Annotated in this window: 11 protein-coding genes; 8 read left to right on the top strand and 3 right to left on the bottom strand. The window is 45.5% G+C overall.

From position 1 onward, the window contains the following. Window positions 1-3: 3 nt before the first annotated feature. From H3H32_RS00245 to H3H32_RS00235, 3 genes are all read right to left on the bottom strand, one after another. Complete coding sequence (locus H3H32_RS00245; protein ID WP_182460695.1) at window positions 4-3216, bottom strand: SusC/RagA family TonB-linked outer membrane protein; 3213 nt, start codon at window positions 3214-3216, stop codon at window positions 4-6. A 758-nt stretch (window positions 3217-3974) separates the two neighbouring features. After that, complete coding sequence (locus H3H32_RS00240) at window positions 3975-4754, bottom strand: patatin-like phospholipase family protein (RefSeq protein ID WP_182460694.1); 780 nt, start codon at window positions 4752-4754, stop codon at window positions 3975-3977. Window positions 4755-4859: 105 nt separating this feature from the next. Beyond that, a complete protein-coding gene (locus H3H32_RS00235) occupies window positions 4860-5696 on the bottom strand; it encodes an MBL fold metallo-hydrolase (protein WP_182460693.1) in 837 nt (278 codons plus the stop codon). A gap of 316 nt (window positions 5697-6012) precedes the next feature. Here H3H32_RS00235 and H3H32_RS00230 point away from each other — a divergent pair, with 316 nt between their 5' ends. The 8 genes from H3H32_RS00230 (at window position 6013) to H3H32_RS00195 (ending at window position 15959) form a co-directional block, all read left to right on the top strand. Beyond that, complete coding sequence (locus tag H3H32_RS00230) at window positions 6013-6867, top strand: AraC family transcriptional regulator (RefSeq protein ID WP_182460692.1); 855 nt, start codon at window positions 6013-6015, stop codon at window positions 6865-6867. Window positions 6868-6988: 121 nt separating this feature from the next. Beyond that, window positions 6989-7588 (top strand): peroxiredoxin-like family protein, encoded by a 600-nt coding sequence (locus H3H32_RS00225; RefSeq protein ID WP_182460691.1) that lies wholly within the window; start codon window positions 6989-6991, stop codon window positions 7586-7588. 144 nt (window positions 7589-7732) lie between these two features. Beyond that, window positions 7733-8485 carry a cytochrome b/b6 domain-containing protein gene (locus H3H32_RS00220; protein WP_182460690.1) on the top strand — a complete coding sequence of 251 codons (753 nt, stop codon included), beginning with the start codon at window positions 7733-7735 and terminating at the stop codon, window positions 8483-8485. Next, window positions 8482-9288, top strand: coding sequence for a molybdopterin-dependent oxidoreductase (locus tag H3H32_RS00215; RefSeq protein ID WP_182460689.1), 807 nt, complete (start codon window positions 8482-8484; stop codon window positions 9286-9288). The genes H3H32_RS00220 and H3H32_RS00215 overlap by 4 nt, the downstream gene beginning before the upstream one ends. A 107-nt stretch (window positions 9289-9395) precedes the next feature. Further along, window positions 9396-10133 carry a DUF1223 domain-containing protein gene (locus H3H32_RS00210; protein ID WP_182460688.1) on the top strand — a complete coding sequence of 246 codons (738 nt, stop codon included), beginning with the start codon at window positions 9396-9398 and terminating at the stop codon, window positions 10131-10133. A 45-nt stretch (window positions 10134-10178) separates the two neighbouring features. Continuing rightward, complete coding sequence (locus tag H3H32_RS00205) at window positions 10179-10583, top strand: hypothetical protein (protein WP_182460687.1); 405 nt, start codon at window positions 10179-10181, stop codon at window positions 10581-10583. Between the two features lie 420 nt (window positions 10584-11003). Further along, window positions 11004-14258 carry a SusC/RagA family TonB-linked outer membrane protein gene (locus H3H32_RS00200; protein WP_182460686.1) on the top strand — a complete coding sequence of 1085 codons (3255 nt, stop codon included), beginning with the start codon at window positions 11004-11006 and terminating at the stop codon, window positions 14256-14258. An 18-nt stretch (window positions 14259-14276) separates the two neighbouring features. Next, complete coding sequence (locus tag H3H32_RS00195; protein WP_182460685.1) at window positions 14277-15959, top strand: RagB/SusD family nutrient uptake outer membrane protein; 1683 nt, start codon at window positions 14277-14279, stop codon at window positions 15957-15959. The last annotated feature ends 74 nt before the right edge of the window (window positions 15960-16033 follow it).

The raw sequence follows: 16033 nt of genomic DNA, 5'->3' as shown, positions 1-16033 counted from the left end.
AAATTAGAAACCAAAGTTGAGGGATACCTGATAGGAACGGTTGTTCGGAGTTGTATTGTGATCTGTACCCCGATCCCATGCAGAGTTTTCGCCACCGCCACTAGCTAAATTCGAGCCCGTTGTCTGGCCTGAATTGATCTCAGGATCGAATCCCGTATACTTAGTGAATGTCAACAGGTTACGACCACTAAACACAACTTGCAGGCGGTTCATTGGCAACTTGATCAGTTTCGTTAGCTCGATACCCAGGGCTACGTTACGCAGGCGAACAAAGGAAGCGTCTTCGTAGAAGTAATCTTTTGTGCCGTTGTTGGCACCAGCCTGATAAACACCCCGATAGAAAGCGGTCCATGCACCCGTTGCGCCATTGATGGTGATCGGATTCACGTAGTCCTTGTGAATACCATCGCGATACATCCACTCTTTGGTTTGGTTATACAAGTGGCTTCCTGATGTCCAGTCGAACTGGAAGTTCAGGGTTACGATGTCGCGGAACGAAACATCGTTGATGAACGACGAAACAAACGTTGGGTTTGGATCGCCAAAGCTGTATTGAGCTGAGCTGAAGAGCGGCTGTTTAGTCGTTTTGTTCACCACGAATCCGTTGCTGGCTACTTCGTAGTTACCCTTGGCACTTTCCGCAATAGCAGCCGTTCCGTCGGGCAGAACCTGATCGAGGCTGTGAATGGCTACATAACCAAACAACTGACCGATTTTCTGTCCTGCTTTCAAAACGTAGTTAGTGCTACCCGCACTTGACGTTACAACAATCTGCTGATTTCCTTTTACAGCATCGATCTGGGATGATTGATGGCCGAAGTTAGTCGTCAAGTTCCAGGTGAAGCTTTTACCACGATATACGGTAGCGTTCAATGAGAACTGTGTACCATTCGACGACAGCGAGAAGGCATTGTCTTTAACCGTACCAATACCACTCGTTGGCGCTGAGTTTACGTTGAAGATAGCGTTATCCGTCGAGCGCTTCCAGTAGCTGAACGAGAAGTTCAGTTTCTTGAGCCAATCGCCGTTACCACCTTTCACCGAGAAGTCGGTACCCAGTTCAATTTCTTTCGATACCTCTACCCCCAAATCCGGGTTACTTTGCGTAACCGTGTTATAGAATACGTTGTTGGCACCAAATGTACGGGTACCCAGCGTTACATAACGGTCGAATGGCTTAGGCTGAATACCGGCTTCGCCATAAGCAGCGCGCAGTTTGAATTCAGGTACATAGGTACCCAGTGCGCTATTCTGCCAGAACGAAAGCGACGAAGGACGAACATAACCATCAGCATGCGGGAACGTAAATGGCGTTGAACCACGACCGAAAGCTGACGAATAATCGGAGCGAAAACCACCCGTAACCCCCAACAGTTCACCATATTCGATGTGCTGGTTGATCAGGTATCCGTAAGTTACGAACGGTGTCGTATTATCAGCGATAATCCGGTAGGTACTTCCCTGGGCAGCAGTGTATGGTGTGTAGGTAGGCACGCCAAGCGCATAGGCATCAAACTCGGTATAATTGTTTTTCCGATAATCGAACGAAATCTGCGTTGATGTCCGGATTGGTACATTCAGTTTGAAGTCTTCCTGGAAATCGGTCTTGATAAACGCACTAGCCAGGAAATTCTGGAACGTCGTTTTGTATTCGTAGTTAGATACTTCCCCTTTGGCATCGCTGGCATTCAGCGAGGTAGCATAACCCGCTCCGTTGGCAATGATATTCCGGTTCAACGTCTGGTTGCCATACGAATATCGGTCTGTTTCCTGCGTGTAGTTCAAGCCATAACGGGCGTTCAAATCCAGGTACTTGATGGGCTTATAGTCCAATTCAAGGCTCTGAATAACGTCTATTTTGTTATCCTTATGGTTCCGATACTGTAGGCGATAATTAGGATTGTAGCCGTTTACACCCGAAGCGCTACCATAATAGGCGGCATAATTTCCATCTGGATCTACATAATCGTAGTTGTTGAATGGACGAGTATTGTTAATGTCGTACCATACAGCCCGGTCATAGGTATTGATCGTGTTTTGGGTATAGACTAACTGGCTAATGCTACGTAGCGTCAAGTTCTTAGCCAGCGTCATCCCGATATTGCTTACCAGGTTACTCCGATCATACGCACCATTGTTTTTCAGGATCGTAGTTTGGTAGCTGTTCGAAGCAGTAATGCTATAATCGGCTTTTGAGCTTCCGCCTGAGATGTTGAGCGAGTTATTGATCGTTTCGGAAGCTTGGAAAAACATTTTGTAGTAATCGTAGAACTTCAGATTCTGATCGTATGCTTTGCTAGCTGTGCTGTTCACGTCCAATGCATTATACTGAACGTTTTCACTCCAGGTACTGGTCGCCTGATCGAAAGTAAGCGGCTTACCCGATACGCCAATAACATTGTTGCTGGCATCGGTTACGAACGCGTGTTTGTCGGCCTGTGCTACACCACCCGCATTGATGTACGAGTTGGTCGCGTACGAGTTACTGAAACTAATGCGAGCGGGGCCATCTTTACCTTTTTTACTGAACAACTGAATTACCCCATTGGCACCCTGAGCACCATACAGTGTACCAGCAGCCGCACCCTGAATAACCTCAACGCGGTCAATCGTATTCAAATCAAGGCTGTTCAAATCGGTAGAACCCACTTGAACGCCATCCATCAGAATAATAGGAGCCGTACCACGGTTAATAGTGTTAATACCACGAAGCAGAATGTTTGCTTTCGAACCCGGTGTACCGTTGGCACTCACGATCTGTGCCCCAGCGATCTTACCCACCAAAGCCTGGTCGATAGAAGCCGTTGGCGCTGGCGGGAGGTCTTTTGATGAAACCGACTCTACCGCAATACCCAACTTAGCTTTTGAGGTAGCTACCCCAACCCCCGTTACAACAACTTCGGAAAGTTGACGAGAGTCTGATACTAAGCTCACATTCACTTCCGACTCGCCACCGACTTTAATTTCCTGGGTTGTAACCCCTACGAAGCTAAATACCAGAATAGTCCCTTTGGCACTCGGGACTGAAATAGAATAAACCCCACCTGCATCGGTGTTTGCACCTTTGGTTGTCCCTTTAACAACAACCGAAACACCCGGCAAGGGCGAACCATCTTCCGCTGACGTCACCTTGCCAACGATTCTGCGTTCCTGCGCCCACGCCGTGGACCAGATTGAGCTTACCAACAGGAAACTCACCAATAGAATTCTACTCATTTACGTTTTTAGTTAGGTCAAGTAAAATGTAACTACACGCAAAAGTAGTATCAAAAATATTCAATACAAATATTTTTTCATTCACACCATTTAACCAACATAAATTCGCCTTTAAGCCTATATTTAGAATATTATTCCGAATACAATTTTTTCGTCTTTTAATTATAGTTGCAGAATATACTTAATTTTTAAAAAACGCATATAATTACCTACGAGCAATAACGATGAGTAATACTTACTACAGTATATAGCTGATTCTAAGCCACATTTCATTATTTACCTTTAGGTAATTAAAGCTTTTCGTTTATCTATAAATTCTCTGGGCTTATTTGGTGAGTTGCTTGCCGTTTGTGGCGAACTATAGTAGGTCCATTTAGTTAAATTTAATCTCGTATTAATCCGTCGACTAGTCAATAAGCACTATTCAGGAGCAGGTTAGGCTAACTAATTCAGAGCAGAGTGAAGTGGAGATATTTCGGAACTAAGAGTAGAACTATAATGGCTATAATCGTGTACAAACATCCCTGATGCCAGCGGAGTAGCCCCGTTAGGAGTAACCTGTCAATAGTTCTCGTACCATACAATCAGCCTTAAGCGCCGTAGGTGCGACCTAAATAAAAAATAGGTCGCACCTACGGCGCTTAAGGATTGGAATAAGTCTATTTTTCTATTAACAGGTCGCACCTACGGTGCTTGGCAGATAGGTTAAAAGATGCGTATATACTCTAGATTTATATACGATTATAAGGAAGAGATACTTAATGATGCTCTGCCGCTGACCGATTAAGGGATTTTTCAATATCAGCAGCCATTGATCGGGTGTATTGATAGCCTATACGAAACAATTCGCGGGCTTTTTTAACATCGGCAGGGCTATAGTTTGCTAGCTCAGCAGGTTCCAGAAGCACATCACAACGCGAAAATTTGGCTCTTGTTTTTGTCTGAACGGCCAGAATGATACTTCGTTCAATTACCCCGCGCATGGAGCGTATGGGTTTGGTCATGCCAAACGGATTGCAATGTGAGCCGATCAGGAAGTCTACTTTATCTTCAATTACCTCAACGGGCAAATTATTCAGAACACCCCCGTCTACAAACTGACGCTTATTAATAAGGAGAGGCTCAAAAATTCCTGGCAGGCAACACGACGCCAAAATGGGCCGAATAAGCTCCCCTTTTTCGAACACCACCTGCTCACCGGCATTCAGATCAACGGCCACAACATGCAATGGAATCTTTAACCCCTCAAAAGAATCGTGTGGGATATATTTTTTATAGAGTTCACTAGCCGTATCGATCCGTAGAAGCCCCATGCGATTCCAGGCTGGGCGCAGGTGGCGCATAAACGATGATGATTCAATAATTTTCAGACTTTCGTCGGGCGTGTAGCCTTGCGAAATTAGTGCGCCAACAATAGCCCCAGCGCTGGTTCCAACAATCTGGTCGAACCCGATACCCATTTCCTGCAACGCTTTTATAACACCTAGGTGCGCAATTCCACGTGCTCCCCCACCCGATAATACCAAACCAATTTTCATACGTCTAAGCTTATTGACTTTGTAGCGTGGACATCCTGTCCGCATAGCCACTTAACTTTCTTTGCTCTACAACTTAGCCTTTGGCTACGCGGGTGGAAACCTGCGCTACAGCAACTCCTTTAATTTTCCGCTCTCTTTGATTCGAGCCCCTCGTTCTGTTAACTCAACCGTGGCCGCTTCAATTGTAGGGTCGTGCTCAAAAACCAGAATCCAGTTTTCCTGGGCCGCCTGCTGAAGCAATTGCGTTTTTTCATCCATCGTCAGCAGCGGGCGGACATCATAACTCATAACATACGGCAATGGAATATGGGCCGACGAGGGAATCAAATCGGCCATGTAGGCCACTGTCCGGCCATTGATCCGAAACAGTGGTAAAGCCATTTTCTCCGTATGCCCATCTACATAATGTAGATCGACATCCGTAAACGGGAATGGGTTTTCTTCTAGAAAAGTCAATTGTCCGCTTTCTTGCAAAGGCATAATATTTTCGCGAAGAAACGACGCTTTTTCGCGCGGATTCGGGTTGGTTGCCCATTTCCAGTGTGCGGGGTGTGTCCAGTAAACTGCGTTCTGAAAAACGGGCGTTAACTGTTCCCCATCCCGCCGGACGGCTCCTCCCACGTGATCGAAGTGCAGGTGGGTGAGAAGCACATCGGTAATGTCGGCTTCTGAATAACCTGCTTTATGAATAGAGTCGAGCAAACTGGCATCGCCATGAAGATCATAGTGCCCAAAGAATTTAGCATCCTGTTTATTGCCAATACCTGTATCGACTAACAAGAGCCGGTCACCTTGCTCATATAATAGGCATCGCATGGCCCAGGTACAGCGATTTTGTTCATCGGCCGGGTTGAGTCTTTGCCAGAGCGGTTTCGGAACAACGCCAAACATCGCGCCACCATCAAGTTTAAAAAGGCCAGTATCGAGGGTTTGGAGAGACATAATAAGTTTTTTGGCAAGTTAGGATTTTATGCCTATCGCCGAAAAATCTTGGTATCAAGGGCTGCCCTATCCGGATACCGATAGTACTATATTATCCGGCAGAATGGATAAGAAAGCCAACGATCAATGCAATAAAATGTACATTCATGGCTAGATCAATTAAGCTCTCATTAGTAATTGATTAGTTAAGCTGCTTACTATAAGCCAGTAAAAGCTTTTCAAAAACAGGCGAAGGCAATTTGCCTCTAAAGACCAATTAGTAAACGGTTATTATTTATGGCAAAAAAATAGTCGGGCCATACCGATACACCTCTATATGCTCTACTCTTATTGTGATCCTAAAACCAAGGGTGTTCTAAATTTAACTTGCCATGAATCAAATTTCGAACGTCAGTTCGCGCAGGCGAATTATAGCCGACTGTTGACAATGGCCTGGAACACAGGCCCCGATCAGTCAATTATCATTGACAACAGTACCTATCTGTTTCCGAATCAATCGATCGTACCTCTCGTTTTTAATCAGTCTTTCTCGTTTGAGCGACCCGAAACGATTGTGGCCTGGCAATTTGACCGGGAATTTTACTGTATCATCGATCATGACCAGGAAGTTTCCTGCGCTGGCTTGTTGTTTTATGGCATAAAAACGCCCCTTTTTCTAGATATAGATACGTTGGAGCAACGTAAGTTCGAAGCATTGTTGACGGTCTTTTACGATGAATTCTCGACACACGATACTATTCAGGGAGAGATGTTACGCATGCTACTTAAGCGTCTAATTATCAAACTAACTCGCTTAGCCAAAGATCAACACATCGATAAAGCCTTAACCCAAAAAGATCTCGACCTTGTCCGACGATTCAATTTATTGGTCGAAATCAATTATCGAAAACTCCATACTGTAAGCGAATATGCCAACCTGCTAAACAAATCGCCTAAAACCCTTTCTAATCTGTTTGCACTTTACAATCACCGGAGTCCACTCCAGATTATCCACGCCCGCATTATACTGGAAGCCAGGCGATTACTTTTATATACTGATCAGTCAACTAAAGAAGTGGCGTTTGCTTTAGGCTTTGAGGAGGTGTCGCACTTCAGCCGTTTTTTCAAGAAGCAAACAGGCTATCCACCATCGGAATTTAAAGAAGCACTTACGGCTTTCGGGAAGGATTGATAACAGAATGGGCAGTACGGCTATGGTAAGGCGACAAAAAAGACCTCAGTTTTGTGTCAGTTAACTAGCTGCTATAAAACGGATAATCCAGCTTCGTTCAGCTATCAATCGTACAGCTATCATGAACCGTATTCTTTCTATCAGCCTGATTTCGTTGTTATTTGCGTTTACAACGAGCATCGATATTCCACAAAAGCCGGAAGATATCAGCCCTCTCTTAATTGGGGAAACCATTCCAGATACTCATCCAAAATCGCTTGATGGTAAACCGATTTCATTACTCAATAAAGTTGCGGAAAAACCAACCATTCTGGTGTTTTACCGGGGCGGTTGGTGCCCTTATTGCAGCCGTCAATTAGCCGAGCTCCGTATGCTCGAACCTGATCTGGAAAGAATGGGCTACCAACTCATTGCCATCAGCACCGATAGTCCCGAAAACCTAAAGAACACTCTCGACAAAAATCAACTCAAGTACACGCTTCTCTCCGATGCTGACGTAACCGTGGCCAAAGCTTTTGGTCTGGCCTTTAAAGCCCATGCCGCCTACGATGCAACACTGGAGAAAGGCAGTAATGGCAAAAACACCGAAAAGCTACTGCCTGTACCGGCCGTTTTTCTGCTCAACCAACAGGGCGTTATTAAATTTGAATACATTAATCCTAATTTTAAGGAGCGCCTGTCGGGTAAGTTGTTAAAAGCAGCCGCTGAAAATACGCTCTGACTTTTTTATGTAAACACCTGTAATTGAGTACTGAACTAAGAACATCCCCCAAACAAAACCGGAATCAGCAATCTAATACACCTAGTTCTTCGTTATTTCACCAGTACAACGCTTCCCCCTTTTAACACTCAGTAATCTCACTACATGAAACAAATCGTTCACAAGCATCCTTTGGCTATCCGGTGGTTTCACTGGATCAACTTTCCGGTTCTGTTCGTTATGATCTGGAGCGGATTGCTGATTTATTGGGCCTATGATCCTTATAAAATTCAGATTGGCGATTATACGCTGGTCTCGTTTTTTCCTGACGGTTTCTACAAATTCCTCAATGTTCCTCGCCGACTAGCCGAAGGAATGGCCTGGCACTGGGTGTTTATGTGGTTATTCATGCTCAATGGTCTGTGCTATGTTAGCTACACGTTCATCTCGGGCGAGTGGCGTCATCTGGTCCCTAACCGTCACTCGTTTCGGGAAGCGATTCAGGTAACGCTTTACGATTTGGGCCTTCGTAAGACACAACCGCCTTTTATCAAATACAATGGCGCCCAGAAGATTGCTTACTTTTCGATTATGCTCATGGGAGTTGGTTCGGTATTAACGGGATTTGCCATCTACAAACCCACCCAATTTTCATGGTTAACGAGCTTACTGGGAGGCTATAAAGCTGCCCGACTTGAACACTTCATTCTTACACTAGGCTACGTATTGTTTTTCTTTATCCATATCGGTCAAGTCATTCGAGCTGGCTGGCAAAACTTCCAGTCGATGGTAACGGGATTTGAGGTAATCAAGCCACGGGGTGCTGAACCTCCCCACAAGCCGGAGCCACAAGATAGCCAACCTATTGACCCACAGCCGATCGAACCAGTACCAAGCCCTACTCCTGCCCTATCATGAGTCAGCCTAAAGAACCTCAACTTCCAGAAAGTGAAATTCCCGAATCGGTCGCACGTCGGCAATTGATCAAATCGTTTGGCTGGTTTGCGCTGGCCAGTGCCGTGCCGTTTGGTGTTTATGAATGGATCACCAAAAGTCCCGGTGCTCAGGGCATTAAACGACCCCTCCGAAAGGTGCTGGAGGCCAACGAACAAGTTGCCAGAACCTATTTTAGCAATACGCATTTAGTGCCTACATTTTCGGTAAGTGAAGCGGCAAAAAAAGCGCGCGTCAATGGCTATGATGGTCTGAAAAGCCCCATTCCTGATGACTGGCAATTGCAGATCGACCATCCATCAGGGTCAGGCCAACCGCTTATGCTACCTATTGATGCCATTAAAGCGCTGCCCAAACATGAAATGGTGTATGAGTTCAAGTGCATTGAGGGTTGGAGTCAGGTGCAACACTGGGGAGGAGCCCGCTTGTCTGATTTTTTGGCTACGTATAAGCTCGGCACCAAAAGTGGTAATGGCCCAAATCCCGACAATCCAGCCGATTTTTATAAATACATTGGTCTGGAAACCCCCGATAAAGGCTATTACGTGGGCATCGATATAGAAAGTGCCATGCACCCTCAGACGCTATTAGCGTATGAATTAAACGGACAACCTATTACAGCTCCCCACGGCGCTCCACTTCGTTTGATTATTCCAGTCAAGTACGGCGTTAAAAACCTGAAACGCATTGGTCGGATGTTCTTCTCCGACGAACGCCCACGCGATTTCTGGGCTGAGCGCGGCTATGATTATTATGTAGGTTTATAAATGGATGGAACCACACTGGCGGACCAGCTGACTTTTATAACGATTAAGATGCAGTATGATTTTTATCGTTTTACTGAAATTCATCCCATTTAAATCTGCGGCCTATCATGAACTACATACTCATTCTCCTAACTACGTTCGTCATAACGGCATCACGACCTGCCGACACACCAACAAAACCGGTAGCCCAGCCTGTTGTGGTGCTGGAATTATTCACCTCGCAGGGTTGTTCGAGCTGCCCACCTGCCGACAAAGCGTTGCAGGATATAACCCAGCAGGCGGCCCGTTCTGGCCAAACAGTCTACGGGTTGTCGTTTCATGTCGACTACTGGAATCGCCTGGGTTGGCAAGACCCATTTAGTGCCAAACAATTTACCGATCGCCAACGCCAGTACGACAAATCGCTGAATTCTCAAATCTATACCCCTCAATTAGTAATCAATGGGCGACAGCAGGTAGTTGGTGGGCAACGCGGGCAAATTGAACAGGCAATCCAAACGATTCAGAAACAATCGGCTTCCGACTTTGTGGGCGTAGATGGCAGTGTTCGTCGCGATGCAAAGCAGGTAAACGTCTCTTACAGTCTATCTTCCTCAGGACCGTATCGGGTAAACGTGGCCTTAGTCCAGAAAGAAGCCCATACAGCGGTAAAGAACGGCGAAAACGGTGGCCGCACCTTAGTTAATATGAACGTTGTTCGAGAATTTAAAAGCATTGACGAAGCCAAAACATCGGGTAACACGACGCTCACGTTGCCTGCCGGCTTACCTGCCGATCAAACTGCTGTGCTGGTGTATGTACAGCGAATTGACAACGGTCAGATCGTTGGTGCGAAACAGTTATGAGTTTGACGTGGTTTAGTTATTGTAGAACCACTCCATACTCATGTTATGAAAAAGCTAATTGGCCTATTATCATTGCTGCTTCTTGGAAGAGTAGCAACTGCCCAGACCCAGCCCGCACCACCTACGCCACCAGCTGTTATTTCGGTGATTGAAAGTGTTAGCGGAAAACATTTCCAGCCTGATACGGCATTAGCAGCTCTATCGGAGGAAGACGAGACGCTATTAACTAAGGAACCGATTGCCAATTGGGGAATACTACAGGACTCAAGCCCTACAATGGCTTATTCTAATCTGGTTATTGGCACCCGTTCTTACCAGTTGGTCATCACCAGGCCGCCCAAATCATCGTTCCCGACGGCTATGTTACTACGCTTCTCGACCCCAAAATCGAAGCCCGAACTTATTGCACGAGGCACGCTTAAGCCTAAAGCGGAAGAAAAACCAAAATGAACGACTCCATCACTTGTTAAGAGCGCGGACATCCGCGCTCTTTTTTTATGGCTACGTTTTTCTGCTTCAAACTAAGCCATTTTACTCAGGCCCAAGGGACCAAAATGCTTTTCTGTAAGAATTAAGCTTGATCAGTACTAAACGGTGATTCAGAAAATACTTGTATTATTTTAATACTGATGCTCACCTATAAGCACAAATACCTACAATATAGTATAAAGTAGATAATTTGTAAGTAATTCAAGGCAATCCATAAAAAGTGTATAATTCAATATAAGCAAAATAATATTCCGAAAACATTCATTTGAATAGAATTAATGACTAGCAGATTAAAATTTGATGAAAACACATACTGTCTTTTCATTATTCTGTAGCTTTAGAAAAAAGTAGCATTTTTCTTAACTTAACAACTAACAACTTATGATGAAATCTCTATTAGTGGGTATGCTGTTAGCATGCTCACTCTGGACAACTGCTTGGGCCCAGGAACGGAGGATAATCGGCAAAGTAACGTCGGCAGAAGATGGATCTCCTTTACCAGGCGTATCGGTTATCGTAAAGGGTACTAGTAAAGGAGCATCAACCGATGCAGGTGGTATTTATGACCTCTCCGTTCCCGCCAAAGGCACTACACTGATATTTAGCTTTGTAGGCACCGTAACTCAGGAAATTAAACTCGGTAATGAATCCGAAGTAAACGTCAGCTTAGTCTCCGATTCACGCCTACTTACCGAAGTTGTTGTAACCGGTAGCGGGGTAGCTACCAGCAAGGCGAAGTTAGGGATTGCGGTAGAATCAGTTTCATCGAAAGATCTGCCCCAAACGCCAACAGCCTCTATTGATCAGGCCTTAATTGGTAAAATTCCGGGCGCACAAATTTCATCAACCAGCGGTAACCCCGGCGACCCCGTCAACATTCTGCTTCGTGGTATCAACAGTGTACAGGGCGGTACAAAGCCCCTCATCATGGTTGACGGCGTACAGGTGGCTTCGACCGACATTAACTCGCTCGATTTGAGCAATATTGATCGGGTAGAGGTTGTTCAGGGAGCGGCTTCGGCTTCTATTTATGGTGCGCAGGGAGCAAACGGCGTAATTCAGGTATTTACCAAAAAGGGTAAAAAAGGCCGTACGGCAGTTAATTTTTCATCCAGCTATTCGGCCAACGAATTCCTAAATACCGGTAATGTACACAAAGCCGAATTGCACCCCTATCTGACCGATGCCAGTGGAAACATTGTCGATGTAAATGGGAAGGTATTAGACTATACTGAATACGGCGCCATTACTGGTATTTCGTATAAATATGGGGGCGCTACTCGTTATGCCATTCAGGATATCCGCAACGATGCCAATACCCCCTATAATGGAAATCTGAAATACTACGATCACTTCAAACAAGTATTTAATACGGGAGCCACAACAAACAATACCATCAATATTTCGGGCGCTTCCGAAAAAAGTGACTTCAATATAGCGGCTGCGAATAACCATACGACTTCGCCTATCCTTACGAAGCAAAACGGCTATATCGACAGAAGCAACCTCTCGGCTAACGTAGGTACTGAGCTATTCAAAGGCTTTACAATTCGGTCGACTACCCAGCTGGTTTATACCAAAAATACGATGAAGCCAGGTCTGGGAGCTATTTATTCACCATTTAATGGTGGTAATGGTAATGTTGGTTCGGTTTATACCTTTTTAAATACATCGCCTTTCTTCGATCTGACTCGCAAACTAGCCGATGGTACGTATCCGGTTTATCCAACTGCCGACTTCCTGAGCGTCAACGCGGGGAACCCCTTTTATCAGGCGACCTATACCGATGCGATCAACAACAAAATCGATGTTGTTCAGAACTTCAACGCAAACTACAAAGTCAACAAATTTGTCGAACTGGATGCGAAATATGGTATCAACTACCGGAACGAAACGGCTCGTTGGACTTATTTCAACCAGTCTCAGAATACCAGCTCGGAATATTATCAGTCTTGGGCGTCTAATTATGCGCCAGATAATAAAGGAGAAATCGACAATTATCAGTACAACAACACGTTCCAGAACTTTCTGGGAACGGCCTACATCCGAACGGACTTCCAGGACGATTTCCATTTGAAAGTGCCTATTCAAACCAGCACCCAGATTTCGTTTGACTATCGAAAAAACAAGTCTACGCAATATGATACGTATGGTTTGGGTTTAAGTACAGCGCCACCGTACAATATTGCAGCAACGTCATCGCAGGCAGTAGCGAATGACATCGTAACTCCCTTTATCACGTATGGTTATCTGATCAACCAGAAAGTAGATTTTGGTGATTACGGCGGTGTTACGGCCGGTTTCCGTAGTGACTGGTCTTCAGCGTTTGGTGGCGGTTCTACACCGTTCACATTCCCGCACTTTGATGGCCATATTGCTCCATTATCGTTCTTCAAAAACAGCCCTATATCGAATACGCTATCGTACTTCAAACTGAGAGCTGCTTATGGTGAAGCGGGTATTCAGCCAACGGCATTTGACCGTTACCCTGTGTTGAGTCAGCAAAACCTGGGACCAGGTCTGGTTTATACAGTTCCAACCACCACCAAGAATGCCAACTTACAGGTAGAGGTGTCGAAAGAACTGGAAATTGGTACTGATTTCACCATTGGTGGCAACTCGAACCGCGCGTGGCTGAACTCGATTTCAGGTGCTTTCACTTACTGGAAGCGTACGAGCGAAAACGTAATTTACACGGTTAGCGTACCACCTTCCCTTGGTTCAACGGGTCAGTTGACAAACGCGATCAATATGTCGTCCAACGGGGTTCAGTTCTCGTTAACCATTCCTGTATATAAATCGCCAGGTCTGAAATGGGACTTCACGACGAACTTTGGTCATCAGATTTCTAAAATTGATGCCATTTCCGGTGGTGCCGACATTATCTTAACCTCAAATGCAGGTAGCACAGCATTGGTATTAACTCCAGGTCAGCCAATTGGCCAGGTATATGGCTATAAGGCGTTAACTAGCCTCGACTATACCCGCCATGACGGAACAAAGTACATCAGCGAAGCCGATCGGAATAACTACACCATTGTTGATGGTCGTGTCGTGAAAAAGTCGGATTACCAGATTCAGTTTACGGATGAAACCTATCCGCTGATGAACCCGAATCCAAAGTTTAACATGTCGTTTATCAATGGTGTAAGTTTCAAAAACTTCCTGACGTTAAACTTCCAGTTCGACTGGGTATATGGCAGCCATTTGTATAACCAAACCAAAGAATGGATGTATCGGGATGGCATCAGTGGGGACTTTTCGAAACAGGTTACCATCGATGGCAAAACGGGTGCTTTCCCTGCTTATTGGTCAAGTGCCTATTACAACCTGTGGGGCAGCACACGGGGCGCTGGTAACAACGCCACCAAAGATTTCTTCGTAGAAGATGCCTCGTTCGTACGGCTTCGTAACATCTCGCTTGCCTTCGATCTGGCCAAAGTTGTCAAATTACCGTATCTCAATAAAGCTCAGATCGTATTTACTGGCCGGAACCTGGTGACCTTCACCAAATACAGTGGTTACGATCCAGAAGTAAGCTCGGGTAGCTCGAACTCTTCGTTCGACCGTGGGGTGGACCACAGTACACTCCCTAATACCAAATCATATCAGGTTGGTCTGAATATTGGGTTCTAATTTTAAACGTCTTTGTCTATGAAACTCATTAATAAAAATAAATTCTTTGCCACCGTTTGTTTTACGACCCTTATGCTTGCAGGAGTGTCGTGTAAAGACCAATTGGATGTAGGTAACCCAAACGCGCCTACAGTAGCGGCCAATGTCAACACAGAAACCGGGCTTATATCATTTGCCCAGGGTGGCGTATACATCAATGGTTTCTATAACGGTGATGGCTGGCTGGGAAATAGCTACTTTTCATTGCCCCTCGGTTATAGTGAACTAATGGCCGACAATGTAGGAGCCGACGCGTCTAATAACCAGGTTACAACAATCGGCGTACCCGATTATATCATCCTCGATGATGGTACTAAAGTAACCAATCCGGCTCCGCAAATAGGCATCATTCGGTCATACAATAGCCGTGCGGCAACGGGTGCAGGTAACAATGCCATTTACTATCAGTGGCTAAATATGTATGCGCTGAACAATGTCTGTAATCAGATATTAGATCTGTCGGGTACCATTAAGTTTTCGGGTGATGCCACTAGCCGGGCGAACACCATGAAAGCCTGGGCTTACTGGTGGAAAGGCTTTGCCTATGCTTCTATCGGGTCTATGTATTATGCTGGTCTTATTGACGATAAGTCAGTTACGACAGATGGCAATTATGTGCTCCACGATGCCATTATTAGCAAGTCGAACGACTATTTTAATCTGGCTGCCACCACATTAAGCTCGGTTACCAGCACAACCGATTATCAGGCCGTTATTTCTCAGCTTATTCCATCGTTTACACAAGTAGGTAATGGCGGTGTTCCTACTATCGATATGTGGAAACGGAATATCAACACGATGCTGGCCCGCAATATTCTGGTTAACAAGCTGGCTCCTTTCGTAAATGGAAATCCAGATGCTAAGATCACGAAATCGTCTACCACAGCGATGACTACTGCCGATTGGAATAGTGTATTGACTCTGGCTAAGAGTGGTATTCAGAAAGGAGACGTGGTCTTTACTGGACGTAGCACAGCGTCTAACTATTTCTTCTCGGCTTCGGGCGGTACAGTTGCTGCGCTGACAACGGGTGTAAATACGGCGACGACGTTCAAAATCAGCGAGCGTTTTATGCAGTCCTTTAACACGGGCGACAAACGGGTTACCAACAATTTCAATACCGCTACGACTTACAAAAACAACTATACGTTCACGACCCGCTACAGCTTAACCGCAAATGGTAACGGGGCGCCTGGCGTGTATGTATATGGTACGAAGGACGTTGGCGCTTACGAGGTTTACATTGCTGGCAGCTACGAAGAAAACGCGCTGATGCTGGCTGAAGCAAACATGCGTCTGGGCAACATCGAAACCGGACTGGGCTTTGTTGATGCAGTAAGAACCTATCAGGGAGCCGGTGTTGCCGCTGTAGCTGGCACGGGCCTAACTCTCTCGAAAGCACTGACCGAACTAACGAAGGAACGAAGAGTATCGCTATTTGGCCGTGGCTTATCGTATTACGACAACCGTCGTTGGGGCTGGACTTATGATATCAGCAATGGTGGTGGCAGTTATGGAAACACGGTAGTGACTACCGCTGGTGTGGTTAACAAAAACGTGACCATTAACTATAACTTCATGGATTACTGGGATGTCCCTGCCGATGAATCGGTGCTGAATCCGACAACAACCAGCGTTGCGACCAAGAATCCAAATTTCTAGTTCGTATTCATTTCTTAGCTTAAAAATAAAAAGAGGGCTGCCTGGGCAGCCCTCTTTTTGGTAGAAGTAGCGCG

Source organism: Spirosoma foliorum, assembly GCF_014117325.1.
Classification (GTDB): Bacteria; Bacteroidota; Bacteroidia; order Cytophagales; family Spirosomataceae; genus Spirosoma; species Spirosoma foliorum.
This window is presented reverse-complemented; position numbering and strand designations above follow the sequence as displayed.